Annotated in this window: 18 protein-coding genes; 16 read left to right on the top strand and 2 right to left on the bottom strand. The window is 55.8% G+C overall.

Going from position 1 to position 13,652, the window contains the following annotated elements; translation table 11 throughout:
* The first annotated feature begins 22 nt into the window (after positions 1-22).
* The 11 genes from BLW50_RS18865 (at position 23) to BLW50_RS18820 (ending at position 8,911) form a co-directional block, all read left to right on the top strand.
* A complete protein-coding gene (locus BLW50_RS18865) occupies positions 23-250 on the top strand; it encodes a helix-turn-helix domain-containing protein (protein WP_090705363.1) in 228 nt (75 codons plus the stop codon).
* 119 nt (positions 251-369) lie between these two features.
* The gene (locus BLW50_RS30460; protein ID WP_139267679.1) at positions 370-597 is read left to right on the top strand and encodes a hypothetical protein; all 228 of its coding nucleotides are present in this window, start codon (positions 370-372) and stop codon (positions 595-597) included.
* Positions 587-1,153, top strand: coding sequence for a hypothetical protein (locus BLW50_RS18860; protein WP_090705360.1), 567 nt, complete (start codon positions 587-589; stop codon positions 1,151-1,153). The genes BLW50_RS30460 and BLW50_RS18860 overlap by 11 nt, the downstream gene beginning before the upstream one ends.
* A complete protein-coding gene (locus BLW50_RS18855; protein ID WP_170850242.1) occupies positions 1,153-2,688 on the top strand; it encodes a YfjI family protein in 1,536 nt (511 codons plus the stop codon). The genes BLW50_RS18860 and BLW50_RS18855 overlap by 1 nt, the downstream gene beginning before the upstream one ends.
* Positions 2,685-3,350: a hypothetical protein gene (locus tag BLW50_RS30455; protein WP_139267678.1), complete on the top strand. Its 666-nt coding sequence runs from the start codon at positions 2,685-2,687 to the stop codon at positions 3,348-3,350. The genes BLW50_RS18855 and BLW50_RS30455 overlap by 4 nt, the downstream gene beginning before the upstream one ends.
* An 11-nt stretch (positions 3,351-3,361) precedes the next feature.
* Complete coding sequence (locus BLW50_RS18845; protein WP_090705352.1) at positions 3,362-3,595, top strand: hypothetical protein; 234 nt, start codon at positions 3,362-3,364, stop codon at positions 3,593-3,595.
* Positions 3,592-3,897 (top strand): hypothetical protein, encoded by a 306-nt coding sequence (locus tag BLW50_RS18840; protein WP_090705350.1) that lies wholly within the window; start codon positions 3,592-3,594, stop codon positions 3,895-3,897. Before BLW50_RS18845 ends, BLW50_RS18840 begins: the two co-directional genes overlap by 4 nt.
* A gap of 2 nt (positions 3,898-3,899) precedes the next feature.
* Entirely contained in the window at positions 3,900-4,163 is a 264-nt protein-coding gene (locus BLW50_RS18835) for a helix-turn-helix domain-containing protein (protein WP_090705347.1), read from the top strand.
* Positions 4,164-4,263: 100 nt separating this feature from the next.
* A complete protein-coding gene (locus tag BLW50_RS18830) occupies positions 4,264-6,258 on the top strand; it encodes a right-handed parallel beta-helix repeat-containing protein (protein ID WP_139267677.1) in 1,995 nt (664 codons plus the stop codon).
* A gap of 140 nt (positions 6,259-6,398) precedes the next feature.
* Complete coding sequence (locus BLW50_RS18825; protein WP_170850241.1) at positions 6,399-7,619, top strand: FkbM family methyltransferase; 1,221 nt, start codon at positions 6,399-6,401, stop codon at positions 7,617-7,619.
* A 44-nt stretch (positions 7,620-7,663) separates the two neighbouring features.
* A complete protein-coding gene (locus BLW50_RS18820) occupies positions 7,664-8,911 on the top strand; it encodes a right-handed parallel beta-helix repeat-containing protein (RefSeq protein WP_139267676.1) in 1,248 nt (415 codons plus the stop codon).
* Between the two features lie 707 nt (positions 8,912-9,618).
* Here BLW50_RS18820 and BLW50_RS30735 read toward each other — a convergent pair.
* Positions 9,619-9,936 (bottom strand): hypothetical protein, encoded by a 318-nt coding sequence (locus tag BLW50_RS30735; RefSeq protein WP_090705337.1) that lies wholly within the window; start codon positions 9,934-9,936, stop codon positions 9,619-9,621.
* A 44-nt stretch (positions 9,937-9,980) separates the two neighbouring features.
* Positions 9,981-10,349 (bottom strand): helix-turn-helix domain-containing protein, encoded by a 369-nt coding sequence (locus BLW50_RS30445; RefSeq protein WP_139267674.1) that lies wholly within the window; start codon positions 10,347-10,349, stop codon positions 9,981-9,983.
* 85 nt (positions 10,350-10,434) lie between these two features.
* On the opposite strand from BLW50_RS30445, the gene BLW50_RS30730 reads away from it, so the two are divergent.
* The 5 genes from BLW50_RS30730 (at position 10,435) to BLW50_RS18795 (ending at position 13,551) form a co-directional block, all read left to right on the top strand.
* Complete coding sequence (locus BLW50_RS30730; protein ID WP_170850240.1) at positions 10,435-10,605, top strand: hypothetical protein; 171 nt, start codon at positions 10,435-10,437, stop codon at positions 10,603-10,605.
* Positions 10,606-10,679: 74 nt separating this feature from the next.
* The gene (locus tag BLW50_RS30725; RefSeq protein WP_170850239.1) at positions 10,680-10,847 is read left to right on the top strand and encodes a hypothetical protein; all 168 of its coding nucleotides are present in this window, start codon (positions 10,680-10,682) and stop codon (positions 10,845-10,847) included.
* A gap of 59 nt (positions 10,848-10,906) precedes the next feature.
* Complete coding sequence (locus BLW50_RS18805) at positions 10,907-11,251, top strand: hypothetical protein (RefSeq protein WP_090705331.1); 345 nt, start codon at positions 10,907-10,909, stop codon at positions 11,249-11,251.
* A gap of 458 nt (positions 11,252-11,709) precedes the next feature.
* A complete protein-coding gene (locus BLW50_RS30440) occupies positions 11,710-11,943 on the top strand; it encodes a hypothetical protein (protein WP_139267673.1) in 234 nt (77 codons plus the stop codon).
* A 129-nt stretch (positions 11,944-12,072) separates the two neighbouring features.
* On the top strand, positions 12,073-13,551 hold the full coding sequence (locus BLW50_RS18795) for a polysaccharide pyruvyl transferase family protein (RefSeq protein ID WP_090705326.1): 1,479 nt from the start codon (positions 12,073-12,075) through the stop codon (positions 13,549-13,551).
* The last annotated feature ends 101 nt before the right edge of the window (positions 13,552-13,652 follow it).

Here is a 13,652-nt window from a genome sequence, read left to right as displayed (position 1 = left end):
GTTCGGGTGACGGAGAATCAGGATGGGTGTTCAGCACTCTACCGGCGAAAAGAAGGAAGGCGCGCAGCCGGGCGCCGAGGTCGAGCGTCTGCTCTGGACGGTCAACGATTTCTGTAAGGCTCACAGCATCGGCAAGACCACCATCTATGAGATGATCAACACGGGCGAGATTGAATCCGTTCGCATCCGTGGTCGCCGCCTGATTCCCGATAGCGTCAGCGCCAAGCTGACTGGAAAGATTGCCGCGTAAAAAGGCCGGAGAACTCGAAAGAGTGCCCCGGCCGGAAGTTCATAATAGCAGCGTCTTTGTACGCGAACTCCACCTGCGGCGCAACGTCGATCTCCGGTCCTCAATCCAAGAGGACCGTCATGAAACACAATTCGCATAACTCCCCGAGCAGCCACCGTTCCATCCCCCGTGGGGGCAATTTTGAAAGCTGGCTCTGTGCCCGCTTTCCCCATGTCGCCCCCGCAACGGCCCGTTTGCTTGCCGAACGCGCCGGCTATGTCCGCGACGAATGGGCCGTGTTCGTCCCCGTAGCCGTCGAAGTTGTCGCCAAGGTCTCCAAAGCCATGGGGGCCGCCCATGCTGGCTGACGATATCAACGACGCCTACATCAACAAGGCCGGCCCGATCAAACAGGCGCAGATTGATTGGCTGCTGAGCCGTGGCGTGCCATCGGCCGCCCTTGGAGATGATCCCGATGGCCTTGGCTTTGCCCTGGCCGCCGGGGAAGTCGTCTTCGACGCTGCCGGCGCGGTCTTCGACTTCGCCAGTGAGCGGCCCGATGAGCGGGCTATCCCCGCCGTCGTCTTTGTTGCCCGAGATGAATGCGGCCTGGCTGATGACCTGGTCGCGTGGTCTGCCCGTTATGACCGTCTGGCGTCCTGGCTCGGTCGAGCGTCGATGCTGGGCGCTCAGAACGCCCTCAGCAGCCGCGTCGGTGATCCGGCCCTAGATGTCCATCCATCGCCCTTGGCGTGGCTGGCGGCCCAGCGTCGAGGCGTCTGCATCATCGACCCCGACCGAGCTCGCATCACTCTCGAATGCGCTCAACCCCTTCGGGCGGCTTCTGTCCGTCACGGCATCGCCCTGCGCACCGCCATGACCCGCCCATCGCCTCGCATCCTGATTTCCAGAAAGGCCGCCTAATGCAGCTCGTTACTAACGATATCCCCCTTGAAGACGCCATCCCGAACGATCACGCCGCCATGACTCCGCGTGAATGGTCGAAGCCCAAGCCCATCCCTTCGGGGTTGTTGCCGGTGGCCGCCTTCAATCATGCCTATGTGCCCGACGCCATTGGCGGCTGGATCATGGACATTTCGGACAGGCTGCAATGCCCGCCCGATTTCGTCGCAGTCAGCGCCGTGACCGCCCTCAGCGCCGCCCTTGGCGCCAAGGTCGCCATTGGGCCGCAGCAGCGCACAAGTTGGACTGAGGCCGCGAACCTCTGGGCGCTTGTTGTCGGCCGGCCCGGAGCCCTCAAGTCTCCGGCCATGCAGGAAGCCATGCGCCCTCTCTTTCGGATGGAAGATGAGGCCCGCGCGATCAACACCGCCGCGATGACCGACTACGCCAACCAGATGGAGGCGTACAAGATCCAGAAAGCCGGCGCGGCCGACAAGGCCAAGAAGGCTCCTGGCGTCCAAGAGGCAGCTATTATCCTGAGTGGCATCACCGAGCCCGACAAGCCCAAGGTGCCTCGGTATGTCGTCAATGACTGCACCTTTGAAAGCCTCGGGGAAATCTTGGCCAATTCTCCCGATGGTGTTCTTTCCTATCGAGATGAGATTGTTTCCCTGTTCAAGCAGCTTGATGCTGCCGAACAGGCCCCCGCGCGCGGTTTCTTCCTGTCGTCATGGGGCGGCCTCGGCAGCTACACCTTTGACCGGATCGGGCGCGGCCATATTCATATCCCGCGCTGCTGTGTGTCGATGCTGGGCAGCACCCAGCCCGGCAAGTTGGCCGAATACCTCGCCAAGGCCAATTCCGGCGGCAACGGCGACGATGGTTTTATTCAGCGTTTCGGCTTGCTCGTTTGGCCGGATGGCGCTGGCGATTGGAAGGATATCGATCGCTGGCCAGATGCAACCCATCGGGACCGGGCTGTTGAGTGTTTCGAACGTCTCTACAAACTCACGCCGGCAGCTATCGGCGCTCAGAGCGGCGAATATGACGCCATTCCCGTTCTCCGCTTCGATGATGAAGCCTTGGAATATTTTCAAGTCTGGCGGTCTGGTCTTGAGGGACTTCTGCGGTCTGGCGAGTTGTCGCCGGCCCTGGAAAGCCATTTCGCGAAATACCGCAAATTGGTTCCGGCGCTGGCGCTGATCAACCACGTTGCCGATGTTGGTCATGGCCCTGTCGGCATCGCCTCGGTAGCGAAGGCAGAGGCGTTCGCGACCTATCTCGATAGCCACGCCCGCCGCGCCTATGGCTCTGGCCAAGAGCTGGAGGCCGGCGCCGCCCGTGCCGTCCTGCGCCGAATTCGCCGCGGAGATTTGATCGATGGTTTCACCGCCCGCGATATCCGCCGCGCCCAATGGTCTGGTCTGTCCAGCATCGACATGATCAAGGCGGGGCTGGAACTGCTGTCAGACCTCAACTGGATTGCGCCGGTCCAGCTTCAGACGAATGGCCGGCCAAAGACAATCTACGCCATCAACCCGGAGGCTTGCCGATGAGCAGCTATGCCCAGCGCGCCGCGACCGCCGATGAACGCCTATTTGCCATCCTGGCCCGGAACGCGAGGCCCCCACTAACTGACAAAGCTGACAGAAGCCCCTCGGCTTACCCATCTGTCAGTAATGTCAGTGACCATACCCCTCTCATTTCGAGGGAGACCCAGGGTGACGTTTCAACGTCACCCATCGTCGCCACGCCAAACGCGGCACCCCCGGTAACCGACAAAGCTGACGAAAGACTACCCGCCGGCTCAAACGCGCCTAGGAGGGTAACTGACGTAACTGACGGAAGGTCGTTAGATGACGATCATGAAGTCAGCGCCACGGTCGTCATCGACATAGCCGATAGCGTCCAGGGGCATCCGAGCTTCGCTCTGTCTTGCCGCTCAGCCTTGCGCGCCGGCCCTTTGCCCGACATGCCGCCCCGTCGCTGGGAAATGTTCCTGATCGACGCGCCGCGCCTCTGTGCCGATTGGTCTGACAAGGCGGCGGCGCTCGGCTGGCAGCCGGTCGATTTCTTCAGCTCCGATGCGGCGGCGCCATGGAGACGCATCGATAAGCTCGGGCTGGCTTACCTGCTCGATGGCCATGCCGTCATTGCCATGGACGAGCGACAAGCCCGCCTCGGCAATGGATCCTCGTCCTTTTATCGCCCTCAATAAGGAGACGCCGCGTGAGCAACGTTCATTCTATCGATCAGATTTGGTTCAACGCACATCCGCAGGAGGTGGTGCGTTGCCGTCATGCCACCACGGCAGAACTCAACGTCTTTCATTGCCGTTGGCGCAACGCATGGGCGCTTATCCGACGCTCCGATGGCGCCAAGGTCTTGCTCGATAGCAATTGGGGGCCGTTCAGCCCCGAAGAAATCGAGGACATGTTTACTGAGCCGGGAGAGGCCGCATGACCGAACGCGTGCGCCTCTCCAATCGCCGGCCTTCCGAACTGATCGATTTCGAGTTTCGTGGCCGTCCGTACATCCTCGGCTTGAGCCGTTACCGCGATGGCCGTGTTAGTGAGGTTTTCATTGATGCGCCCAAAGCCGCAACCGACGCGGGCTCAGATGCCCGAGATGCAGCCGTTGCGCTCAGAATCGCCTTTCAACATGGCGTGCCGGCTGATGCCATCCGTGCCGCGGTCACTCGCGAAGCTGATGGGACTGCCGCCGGCATCGTCGGCGCCGCTCTCGACATTATTGCTGGAGGCTAAACATGACCGAGCCGATAATCCTAAAACCTTATTCCAAAGCCGAGGCGGCGCGGATAGCTGAAGCGGCAGAGCTTGCGGGCGTCTCGATAGAAACCATTCGCCGCTGGACTGTCATCTATGGCCTTGGCCGAAAGGTCGGCGGCACTTGGTTTATATCCAAGGTCGCGCTGTTCATGTTCCTTGAGGACGATGAAACGGCATTGGCTGCTTATCATCAGGGGGACCGCACCAGTCCCGTAGTCGCAACTTACTTTCAGCGGCTTTAAATAGTCCACAGATTCCACATCTCTATAACGACATAGGATCGCGACATAACTAAATTTACTTCGATGGCGGCGCTTGCGGCCTCAACTCTGGGGATCGATTGTGCCAGCGATAAGGACTATTTATCCAATCCCCGCAGGCAAGCCGGGTAATCCCGGCCCAGGCTTTTATCCACGAGGGGTCTACGACCCGCTAAAAGCCGATTATATCAAAGGTAGCGTGGTTTCCTACGGCACAGTCTTGTGGGCAGCGCTTGGCAATGTTCCTGCCGGAACGACCCCAGTTGAAGGCCCCGACTGGACGTTGTTCTTTGACGTGGGCAGCGAGGCAACCCCGGCATTGGACTATTCCACGCAATCCGAAACGCGCGCAGGCGATCCTGCGACACTCAAACCCATCAAACCAGTTGAAGCCGTCGATCTAGTCAACTTCATGCGGCCTTTCGCGGATGATGCAACGGCTGCGGCTGGAGTGTCCACATCGACGGTCTTGTCCCCACGGGGTGGGACGAAGCTTGTTGACGCTATTCGCCCTTATTTTACCCGCAATGAAATAGCATCGGCCACGATCAATCCGTCTATCGGAGCTTTTCAGACTAATGGATATGCGGCGCATGCCGATGGCGGCGCGGGCCACTATAAGCGCGTGGACACGCAGCCATCTCATCTAGGCAAGGTACAGTCTGCCGATGGCTCGTGGTGGGAGCTGTCGGAAAATGTTGTAAACCCGATGATGTTTGGGGCGGCAGGTGATGGCGTCGCTGACGATCTGACATATGTGCAGGGTGCGATTTCATACGTTAGGGCACGGACTCGTGGCTTTGCTTTGATAGATCGGTTCTATGCTATTTCAGCGCCGCTGACTGTTCGCAAGGGGGAACGCATCGTTGGAGCATCGATGTATTTGTCGGGCCTATTGAAGATCGGGTCGGACAGTACATTCTTCAATTTCGATAGTGCTATTTCTGATCTGCCCGAAGTTTCGAATATGAGGTTAGCGCACGTTTCCGGGGCCGGAGCATCTGGAGTCGCTTTCAGCTTCACGACGGTCGGCGCTTTGGGGGCGAAAATCAATCGCATTCTTGCCGAAGATCTATATGCCATCGCTAGATGTGCGCTGTCACCGTTGTCTGTGAACGACGTTTTGATTTCAGAATGTGAGTTCTTGCGCACCGTTAATACCGGATTCTATATGCAAGGCGCTCTGAACTGGATCATTGAAGATAATATTTTGAGTATGAAGGATGGCGCAGCCGGCACGACGTGCGTGTTGATGTCTGGACTAACTGAAGGTTGCCTGTTTTCTAATAATTTCTTTCTCGGCGGCCAATATGTGCTCCATATGGATCAGGTGAAAGAGAATAAATTTGTTAACACGATATTTGACGGCGGCTCATCTTCCGCCGCTGGCATTTACGACACCGGATCCAAGCGTTCTCATTTTGTAAATTGTTGGGTTTCCACTCAAGGCACTGGCGGCAGGGGCATTGTCCTCGATAGCGCGAACATCGTTGGTTGGCGATGGACGGAAGGCGAAATTATTGGCATCCAACAGCACGCCATGCAGGTGAATGCGGCAAGTGACTGGCATGTCATGGGCGGCAGAATTGGGAACTATGGACTTCAGGCGGCGGCTACTTTCAGTGGGATTACCATTGCGCCGTCTTCCACGATGCGCTTCAGCATTAAGAATGTCATCTTTGCGCAAGATGCTGACATCTCTGGCAACAGTTGGAACGGTATCAACGTCAATTCTGGCACATACGGGCACTACGAGATTGTTGGTTGCAGCGGGATCGGGTTGACCGGCTCATTGATTTCCGATGGAGGCGTTTGTGCGACGGCCTTGGCGCGGAACAATCCAGGTTATAACCCAAGAGGCCTTAGTGCTGTGACTGTCGGAGCCAGCCCGTTCACCTATACAGCGGGCCATCAGCAAGAAACGCTATACATTCGTGGGGGAACCGTTTCGGACATCTCGCTGGCCACAGGTGGAACCATGTTCAACGCCTCGAATGTTTCGATGGCGCTCCCGGCTAACAGATCAATCACAATCACCTATTCGGCCGCACCGACTATCGCGGTTGATCGTCACTAGCCCGTCCAGAATTGCGCGATGATACTGTTGTACTAGAAATTGCGGGTGAAACTCCAGTAACCCAAGTAAATTGCAGGACTTCTATTTCTGTAGTAGTTCGAGGGTGCGGTCCCTAAATTGCACAGGTGTAGGAAATGTCTTTGAAGCAGCAGATTGAACAGGCTATCGCGACTATAGGAAGATTGGAAGCTAAGCTTGATAATCTGCAGCGTGATTTTCACGTCGACCGCCGCCGTTCGCTCGAAATGGCCCATATGCAAACGGTGTCACTGTTTGACAGCACCCTCATAACCAACACGCGTTATGGCTTTAAGATGTTTATTGATGGACGCGACACAGGCTCCGGCTTGAATATCGTGACCAGCGGGCAGATTGAGCCACATGTGAGCCGGGTGTTTCAAAAGCTAGTTCGGCCGGGCAGTGTCGTGCTCGATGTTGGAGCAAATTTTGGCTACTATACCATGTTCGGCGCCATGCTCGCCGGCCCTCAGGGGAAGGTGATTTCGTTCGAGGCGAATCCCAACCTCCTTTCCTTCATTGATAGAAGCCTCTACGTGAACGGATATACGCCGCGTGTAAAAGTATTCAACAAGGCTGTCTCGAATGAAGCGGGGACCGCTAAATTTGGATTTACTTTTGACGGCATAGGCGGAGGGAGCTTAGGGAAGGGTGGCGATACAAAGGGAGAGGTTATTGATGTTAGTTTGGCTCGGATCGATGACCTGGTCGACAGAGATCTAATCGCGGATTGCATCAAGATCGATGTTGAAGGCCACGAATTTCAGGCACTTCAAGGAATGGAAGGCCTGCTGAAGCGGTCACGGGACGTAGCTCTCATTTTGGAATACTTTACCGGCATAGGCGGCTCGCAAAGAGGATTGCAAATCGTTGACTATTTGGCGGGGCTGGGATTTTCATTTTGGGAAATTGACGGGCGCGGCTTCCTGCAAGCAATGTCTCGTGAGCAGCTCGCTCATGCAGGAGACATTTACATCGTCGCGTCGAGGACTCGACCCAATGATCGAGAGATTGTTATTGATTGGCGTGACATGCGCCGTCCGCAATCGGACGGCCAGGAGCTATCCGGAGATATAGGGTCGGTTGTTGTTCACGGACCTTATTGGCCCCTACCGGAAGGTGTTTACGATATTTTCCTTGATGGCGAAATCAGTGGTGCGCATGAGATATCAGCAACGCATGAATTCGGGAATAAATTGGCTTCCACGCATATCTCGAACAGCGCGCAGTCTTTGCGCGTCGCGATAAGTCCTGCGGTTCGGTTCTTTGAAGTCGTTGTTAGGCCGCTTAAGTCTGATAGCAAGATACGCCTGGATCGCGTTCGCATTGTAGATCGGACGTGAGATACCTATCTCGCCGAGCTTTTGTAACCACTGCCGGCGCTGCGGTGGTTGCATCTAGTGTTAAAGCGGAATTGGCAGTCAATATAATTGGGCGAACAACGTTTTACCCGGAGGACTTTGGCTCCGGCAAGGATCACGATCAGATCAATCGTTGCATAGCTGCGGCCTCACAAGAGGCAATTAGAAGTGGCGGCGCTGATGTGGTGCTTTCTCGAAGGTACAGAACTGAGCAGCCAATAGAGATATCAGCGTCGCGCGTTAACTTAGTCGCCAAGGCGGGTGCGACGATCGCCGGTATTGGGAGGTTCGATACGATCCGGTTTCGCGGGTCAGCGAAGAATGAGATCTATTACAACCATATTTCCGGACTCGCGTTGAGCGAGTATGAAAAAACAGGTGGCCGGTCAATCGCCATCCTGTACGCTGCTCAGTTTATTGCAGATGATATACCGATCGAGAATCCATATTTGGGTTATGACGTAATATCCTGCAATAACGTTACGCTCCGAAACATCAGAGTAGCCAATCCAAGGGGCGAGTTCGGAGGAAGGCTAACGGGCGGCGGCCAAGCGAAAGACGGTATGGAAGTTGATGGTCGCAGCGACGTCATTGCACTAGAGAATGTGGTCCACAGTGGTGGTTCGGCTAGACATCGGGTCGATGGAAATCGCCACGGCTTGGTTGTTGATGGCTTTGTGCATACCGTATCTGCGAAAAAATTATACTTCACGGCGATAGATGGGCACGGACTATGGGTTCGCAATAGCGTGGGTGCGAAGGACGTTCCGTCCTTTTTCTCGCTTTATGGCGTTGAGGGTGACTTCTGCTATGGCGTGGGAGTATTGATGGATCAGTGCAACCAGTTTTTTATGACTGACCCAATGATCCATGGCAGTAAAGGTGGCCCGAACATTAGATTAGGCGAAGCCGTTTCAGGTGCTTCCTTGCAGGGCGGATTTTCAACCGGTGCTCGGGGTGACGGTATCGAAGTTGCGGCCAAAGATGTGGCGATAATTGGTATGAAAATCGCGGACAATTCCGCTCCCCCTCAAGGCGGGAAGGTGGGCGCGGCGTCTGGAATCATATTGAAGGCAGCCAATGTCGGTTCACGTATCGTTGGAAACCGCGTTGGCTCCCCTTCTCACCCTGATTGGCAAAAGCACGGGATCGAGATTGAAGAAGGAGCATCGTCCTTCGTTGTGACCAGCAATGTCACTACAGGCAATGCGAGACATGGTATCGCTAATTTTGCTGGAACAGACGCGACGAAGATCGTCACCAACAACATCTAGCAGCTAACAAATTCCGATCTGTCCGCAGCGCCCTTGAGGCGCTTTTTATTTCCATAAACCCGCCCTCACCGGCGGGTTTTTCTTTGAAGAAATCATGAAGCTCATTGATGACTTCCGCCGCATCTGGTGGCGGCTGTTTTGGAAGCCGGCGGCGGAGACGTGCGCGGTAACGCGGTGTCCGCTTATGCCGGGACCGGCGATGATGCCGTGTTCTTCTGGCAAGGTTATGGGTAGCCAAGCGGGGCCTGATAATTGAAGCGATGGCGTTGATCTGGTTCAGGCCCCGCATCCTTCCGGCCATATTCACCGGCTTCCTGGAGGAGCTACCGAGGCGAAGCGGTTCGATGCTGAAATGCTTCTGCGCGGCGCCACGCAATTCTATTGGTCTCAACCGTTGGTAGCGACGCTCAGTGCTGCGCAGTAGACGACGCCTGCCGAGATCGAGGATCTATGGCGCTATTGCGTCTCACTCTAGGCGTATTCGGCCAACGCCATGGACAGCGCCGGCAACATTCCCTTGGATGCCAACATCGGTGGCGCCTCAGCACGAGCGGCACAGTTGGTTGCCCGCGCCCTGATGGGCATGAGCCGTCAGAACACCAAGGATCAGGTGGGGCAATTGCTGGCTCTGGAAGGGTCGCCGGCAGTGCAGATTGCGCAAGCGCTGCTCGCCCCGCGCGCGGCCATCGAAGGCAACGCCGCAACGCTCAGCCGGGCAGCTTCTTCGCCGCAATGGATTGGTCTAACTTCGCCATCTCATCGTCAGTCATCCGGCGACCGATAAGCTGCTGCGCCACCTGCTGCCTGTTCTCTGGTTTCAGAGCGCCTATAGTCTCGAGAAAACGACGCTCTTTCCGGACCTGGCGGCGGTCGACCAACCATGCCACGGGGATAAGGATCGCGAACCAAAGCACGAACGCCGTGTCTAGGTCGCCAATCCAACTTACCCATCCGCGCGCAATCCAAGCCACGAAAAGGCCAAGGGCAATGACGGCGATGAATTGCAGGAGGCGCATGCCGTCCATTTTGCCAGAATCCTTGCCCCTGGCAAGGCGTTGGCTGGTTTGGCCTAGTCCTGCGCCTTGTCGTCGGGGGATGCCTTCGGAGCCGGCCAGCGGGCAAATTTGACGCCTGGCTGGGGCAAGCCAATGAAGACCACGCCCCGGCTTTCCAAAACCCGCTGGACCTTAGCCACGGTATGATAGCTGGCCTTGACGGCATCGGATGCCTCTAGCCCCACGACCGTATTGACGACGCAGCCGGCTTCCCTGGCAAGCTCTCGTTGCCCCATGCCGATCATAGCCCGCGCTGCTTTCACCTGGCTGCCCGTGCAAATCAATATCGCGCCCTTTGTGTTTCGATTGGCTCGATTGAGATTCTGTCTCGAAATCGGCGTAAAGAAAAGGCTTTCAAGTAGCTTATGGCGATCACGCTCCACAATCTCAACAGAACCACGTAAAATCCCAAAGGAGCCGTACAGGTTGCTAGTGCGTGACTACGAGTAAAACCTTTGAGAACTCATAATGAGCACGTCCCTCCGCCCCGATATCCTCGCAGCCCTGGACCGCTTCATCAGTGAGCAGCCGGATCCGAAGCCGACGCTCGAGCAGGCCATAGCTGTGGCTGTTGAAAATTTTCTTATCTCAATGGGATTGTTGGAAATTCCGCCTGATGACGAGGCTTATCTGGCTTAGGTCCGCTTGACTCTTTTGTTCTCCTAATGTTCTCATTCTTTTGGGGATCGTTTCGAGAGCATGAGAGTAAGACCATGATCACATCTGCGCTTCCCGCTGAATTCGAAATCAAGGCAACGCCAGACCGGAAGTCCGTCAAAATCGGCCTGCTCGTCGACGGCGAAAAGTTCTTTGAGTTCGGAATGACCGCTTCCCAGCTCGACAGCATCATGAATGCCTCGCCAAAGAGCGGGCATTGTTGAAGGACGACGGTCTGGTGCTACTCAGGAACTACAAGAACTGATGATCGCTCGCGCCATCAATGCCAGGCCACCTGTCCGATTATCCGTACGTGATCGTGCGCCTGCGCTGCGACGCCTGCGAGCGTAAGGGCGCCTATCGTCTTGGCCGCCTTGCTCACAAGTGGGGCGCTGAAATCAGTCTCGATCAGTTGCTGTTTAAGCTGTCCGCCGACTGTGGCTGGCGGCGGGCAAAGCATTCCTATCGAGAAGGCGATGGCTGCCATGTCTACTTTTGCGATCTGCGCGCGCCACCGCGGCCGCCTGATCTACCGCCAGGTCTCGCCGGGCTTCGCTTGATCAAGGGCGGCAAGACCGACGAGCCCGAAGAAGTCCCAACACGAAGAACCCGCAAGGCAACACCTTGAACTCATGGAGCATAAATTGACGACGGACGACGAACCATCCCGGTTCCTGATTGAATTTCGCTGGGGCGGGAGACCTATTGAAAAGAGCTACCTACGCGCCTCGGATTCAACGAGCGCCTTGGTGCGCGCCCTTCACCGGTCACGGCCAGACATCGCCGACGAGATCAGTATTCAAGATGACAGTGGTCAGGAGCTGATATGTCGGCGACTAATGCCCGCACACCCGGTCGGAGAATGGCTGCCGTGACCGAGGCGTGTAGAGACGCAGACACGTCCCAGCCTCGGCGTGAAGTATCGGTTGGCCGCGAGAATGGACTTGTGACGATCGACATAAGCGGGCCGGCCCCAGAGCGAATTCTGTTTTCGCAGGCAGAGGCGCGCAAGCTTCTCATCGAAATCGAGAACGCTCTGAACACCGGCTATGGCCGTGACAAGGATGCCTTGAGGAGGAAGCGAACGTGACCCGCCGCACCAAGCGCAGCTTTGATGAAGCCGATGCCCAGCGAATGCTTGGAGCCTGTAAAGCTTTTCAGCAGGATGTCCGCGTCTGGATGTCTCAAATGCCGCTACGCACCGCGGCATATGTCGGACTGTGCGCGCTCAATCAATCGCTCGAAATCGCACGGTGCGCTGTTCAGGGAGACTGTGACGAGCTGATCCGTAACAATTATGATAGCGGGCCACCAGAATGAGCCGCCTTAACCACCCCCTACTTGCGTGAATAGAGCAGAGATTAACTGGACAAGCGCCACTAATTTATGGCTTTATATTCGATATGTTCTGTTAAATCAGAAATTTAATACTTTTAGGTGAGGCTTTTAATGACGCCTGATGCCGAATGGCTAAGCGATCCAAAATGGATCAATGCAGCAAAACTGATTTATCATTTCAGTGATAGATGCAAATTTGTATTCACCATTGAACCGCTTTGTAGGCTGAGAAAAAACTGCCTGCCGCTCGCATTTGGTCACTTATTCTCCGTCGGCGACCAGGACTCTTATGCGGTTGTTGCGCCGAAGGATGACATAGACAAGCTTCCATTGGCGTGGATAAAAGATTTAGAAAAACTACACGTTCACTTTGCCGACGATGTCTTTTTCGCAGCAACCAATCTCCAGATGTCGTCAACGATATCTACCGCCTATGATATCAGAGGAGAAATGGAGTATGGCTATTCACGGCGCAGCAAAATTTTAAATGGCATTCGCGTTCGCCGTGATCGGCTGCTTGATGACGCGACCCTACCCCACGATACGCCATATTGCCTGATCATAAATGCAGCGCTAACTGATAATGCAGGAGATGTCCTTCTGGCGCAGTCTGCGATCCGTCTGATCACAGAGGCGGCTCCCCATTTGCATTGCATAGTAGCTGACCCTGAGATCGATAGGGTTACCGTCGCAAATGCCAGTTTGATTGTAATCGGACCAGGCGGAATACTGTACGACTTGGATGATCACGATAGGCTGGCGGTAAATCATTCAAATATTGCAGCCTACTTCCGATTTGCGTTTATGGCTTACGAATACGGGGTTCCTTTTGGCTTACTCGGCATCGGATCGCCTGCACCAATATTGTCTTCGTATAGCCGGCACTTTTTGAGGGAAGCGCTACGCCATGCAAAATTCTTCCACTTGCGTGATCCGCGATCCCTAGCCACTGTCAGTGACGCCTTCAGCGTGAAGGCACCGACGATCGTCACTCCGGATGTAAGCATCGCCTTCCAAGAAGAAGTTCGGGCCGCCGCCCGCAACCGCGCGGATCGGAAAGTTCTTATCGCGTGTGGAAGCTTTAATTTGGATACGGTCGCAGAGGTTGCCCACAAATGCCATCTTGATCTTCGCATAGTCGTACAAGCAACTGAGGATGCGCATTGGCTAGAAGCCAACCGTGATAAACTTAACTCCTTGATGCTATCGGCCGAGATAGTAGACGTGCGTGGAGCACCTCTTTCTGAATTTATAGATGCCGTCGCGACTGGCGATTGCGTTCTATCTGCGCGCTTCCATGCCATGATGGTCGGCATCATGGCCGAGCTTCCGACCGTTGCCGTAGGCGTACACAACGACAAGCGCCATAGGGTGAAACAAGACCTCGGCGAGTATGCAAACCTGACTTTCATCAACAGCCACGAAACGACCGACGAAGAATTTGTCGTCTTGTGCTGTGAGCGATTTCTAGGTGAGGCGAATCCAGACGCTACGGCACGCTTCTCGGCCAAGGACTTGGCCCCGCTGCGCGAGCTGCTACGCGCAGCGATCGCGCCCGCCCAGCCGGCGGTGCATCCGCTGCAGCTTTAGAGGAAGGAGGTAGAAGCCTTAACGGCCAAACTTAGACTGAAAGCCAGTTTGAACCAGCGAAAGCGCGCCACCATTCCAGTTTTGGCAGCCAATCAAAACTA

This window comes from Beijerinckia sp. 28-YEA-48 (assembly GCF_900104955.1).
Lineage (GTDB): Bacteria > Pseudomonadota > Alphaproteobacteria > Rhizobiales > Beijerinckiaceae > Terripilifer.
The sequence above is the reverse complement of the archived record's forward strand: the minus strand, read 5'-3'. Positions and strand labels throughout refer to the sequence as shown.

Coding starts and splice junctions, on each gene's coding strand:
- BLW50_RS18860 (WP_090705360.1), top strand. CDS start 587: ATGCTGGCTGACGATATCAACGACGCCTACATCAACAAGGCCGGCCCG.
- BLW50_RS18855 (WP_170850242.1), top strand. CDS start 1,153: ATGCAGCTCGTTACTAACGATATCCCCCTTGAAGACGCCATCCCGAAC.
- BLW50_RS18865 (WP_090705363.1), top strand. CDS start 23: ATGGGTGTTCAGCACTCTACCGGCGAAAAGAAGGAAGGCGCGCAGCCG.
- BLW50_RS30725 (WP_170850239.1), top strand. CDS start 10,680: ATGATCACATCTGCGCTTCCCGCTGAATTCGAAATCAAGGCAACGCCA.
- BLW50_RS18795 (WP_090705326.1), top strand. CDS start 12,073: ATGACGCCTGATGCCGAATGGCTAAGCGATCCAAAATGGATCAATGCA.
- BLW50_RS18835 (WP_090705347.1), top strand. CDS start 3,900: ATGACCGAGCCGATAATCCTAAAACCTTATTCCAAAGCCGAGGCGGCG.
- BLW50_RS18805 (WP_090705331.1), top strand. CDS start 10,907: ATGCCAGGCCACCTGTCCGATTATCCGTACGTGATCGTGCGCCTGCGC.
- BLW50_RS30455 (WP_139267678.1), top strand. CDS start 2,685: ATGAGCAGCTATGCCCAGCGCGCCGCGACCGCCGATGAACGCCTATTT.
- BLW50_RS30730 (WP_170850240.1), top strand. CDS start 10,435: ATGAGCACGTCCCTCCGCCCCGATATCCTCGCAGCCCTGGACCGCTTC.
- BLW50_RS18840 (WP_090705350.1), top strand. CDS start 3,592: ATGACCGAACGCGTGCGCCTCTCCAATCGCCGGCCTTCCGAACTGATC.
- BLW50_RS30735 (WP_090705337.1), bottom strand. CDS start 9,936: ATGGACGGCATGCGCCTCCTGCAATTCATCGCCGTCATTGCCCTTGGC.
- BLW50_RS30460 (WP_139267679.1), top strand. CDS start 370: ATGAAACACAATTCGCATAACTCCCCGAGCAGCCACCGTTCCATCCCC.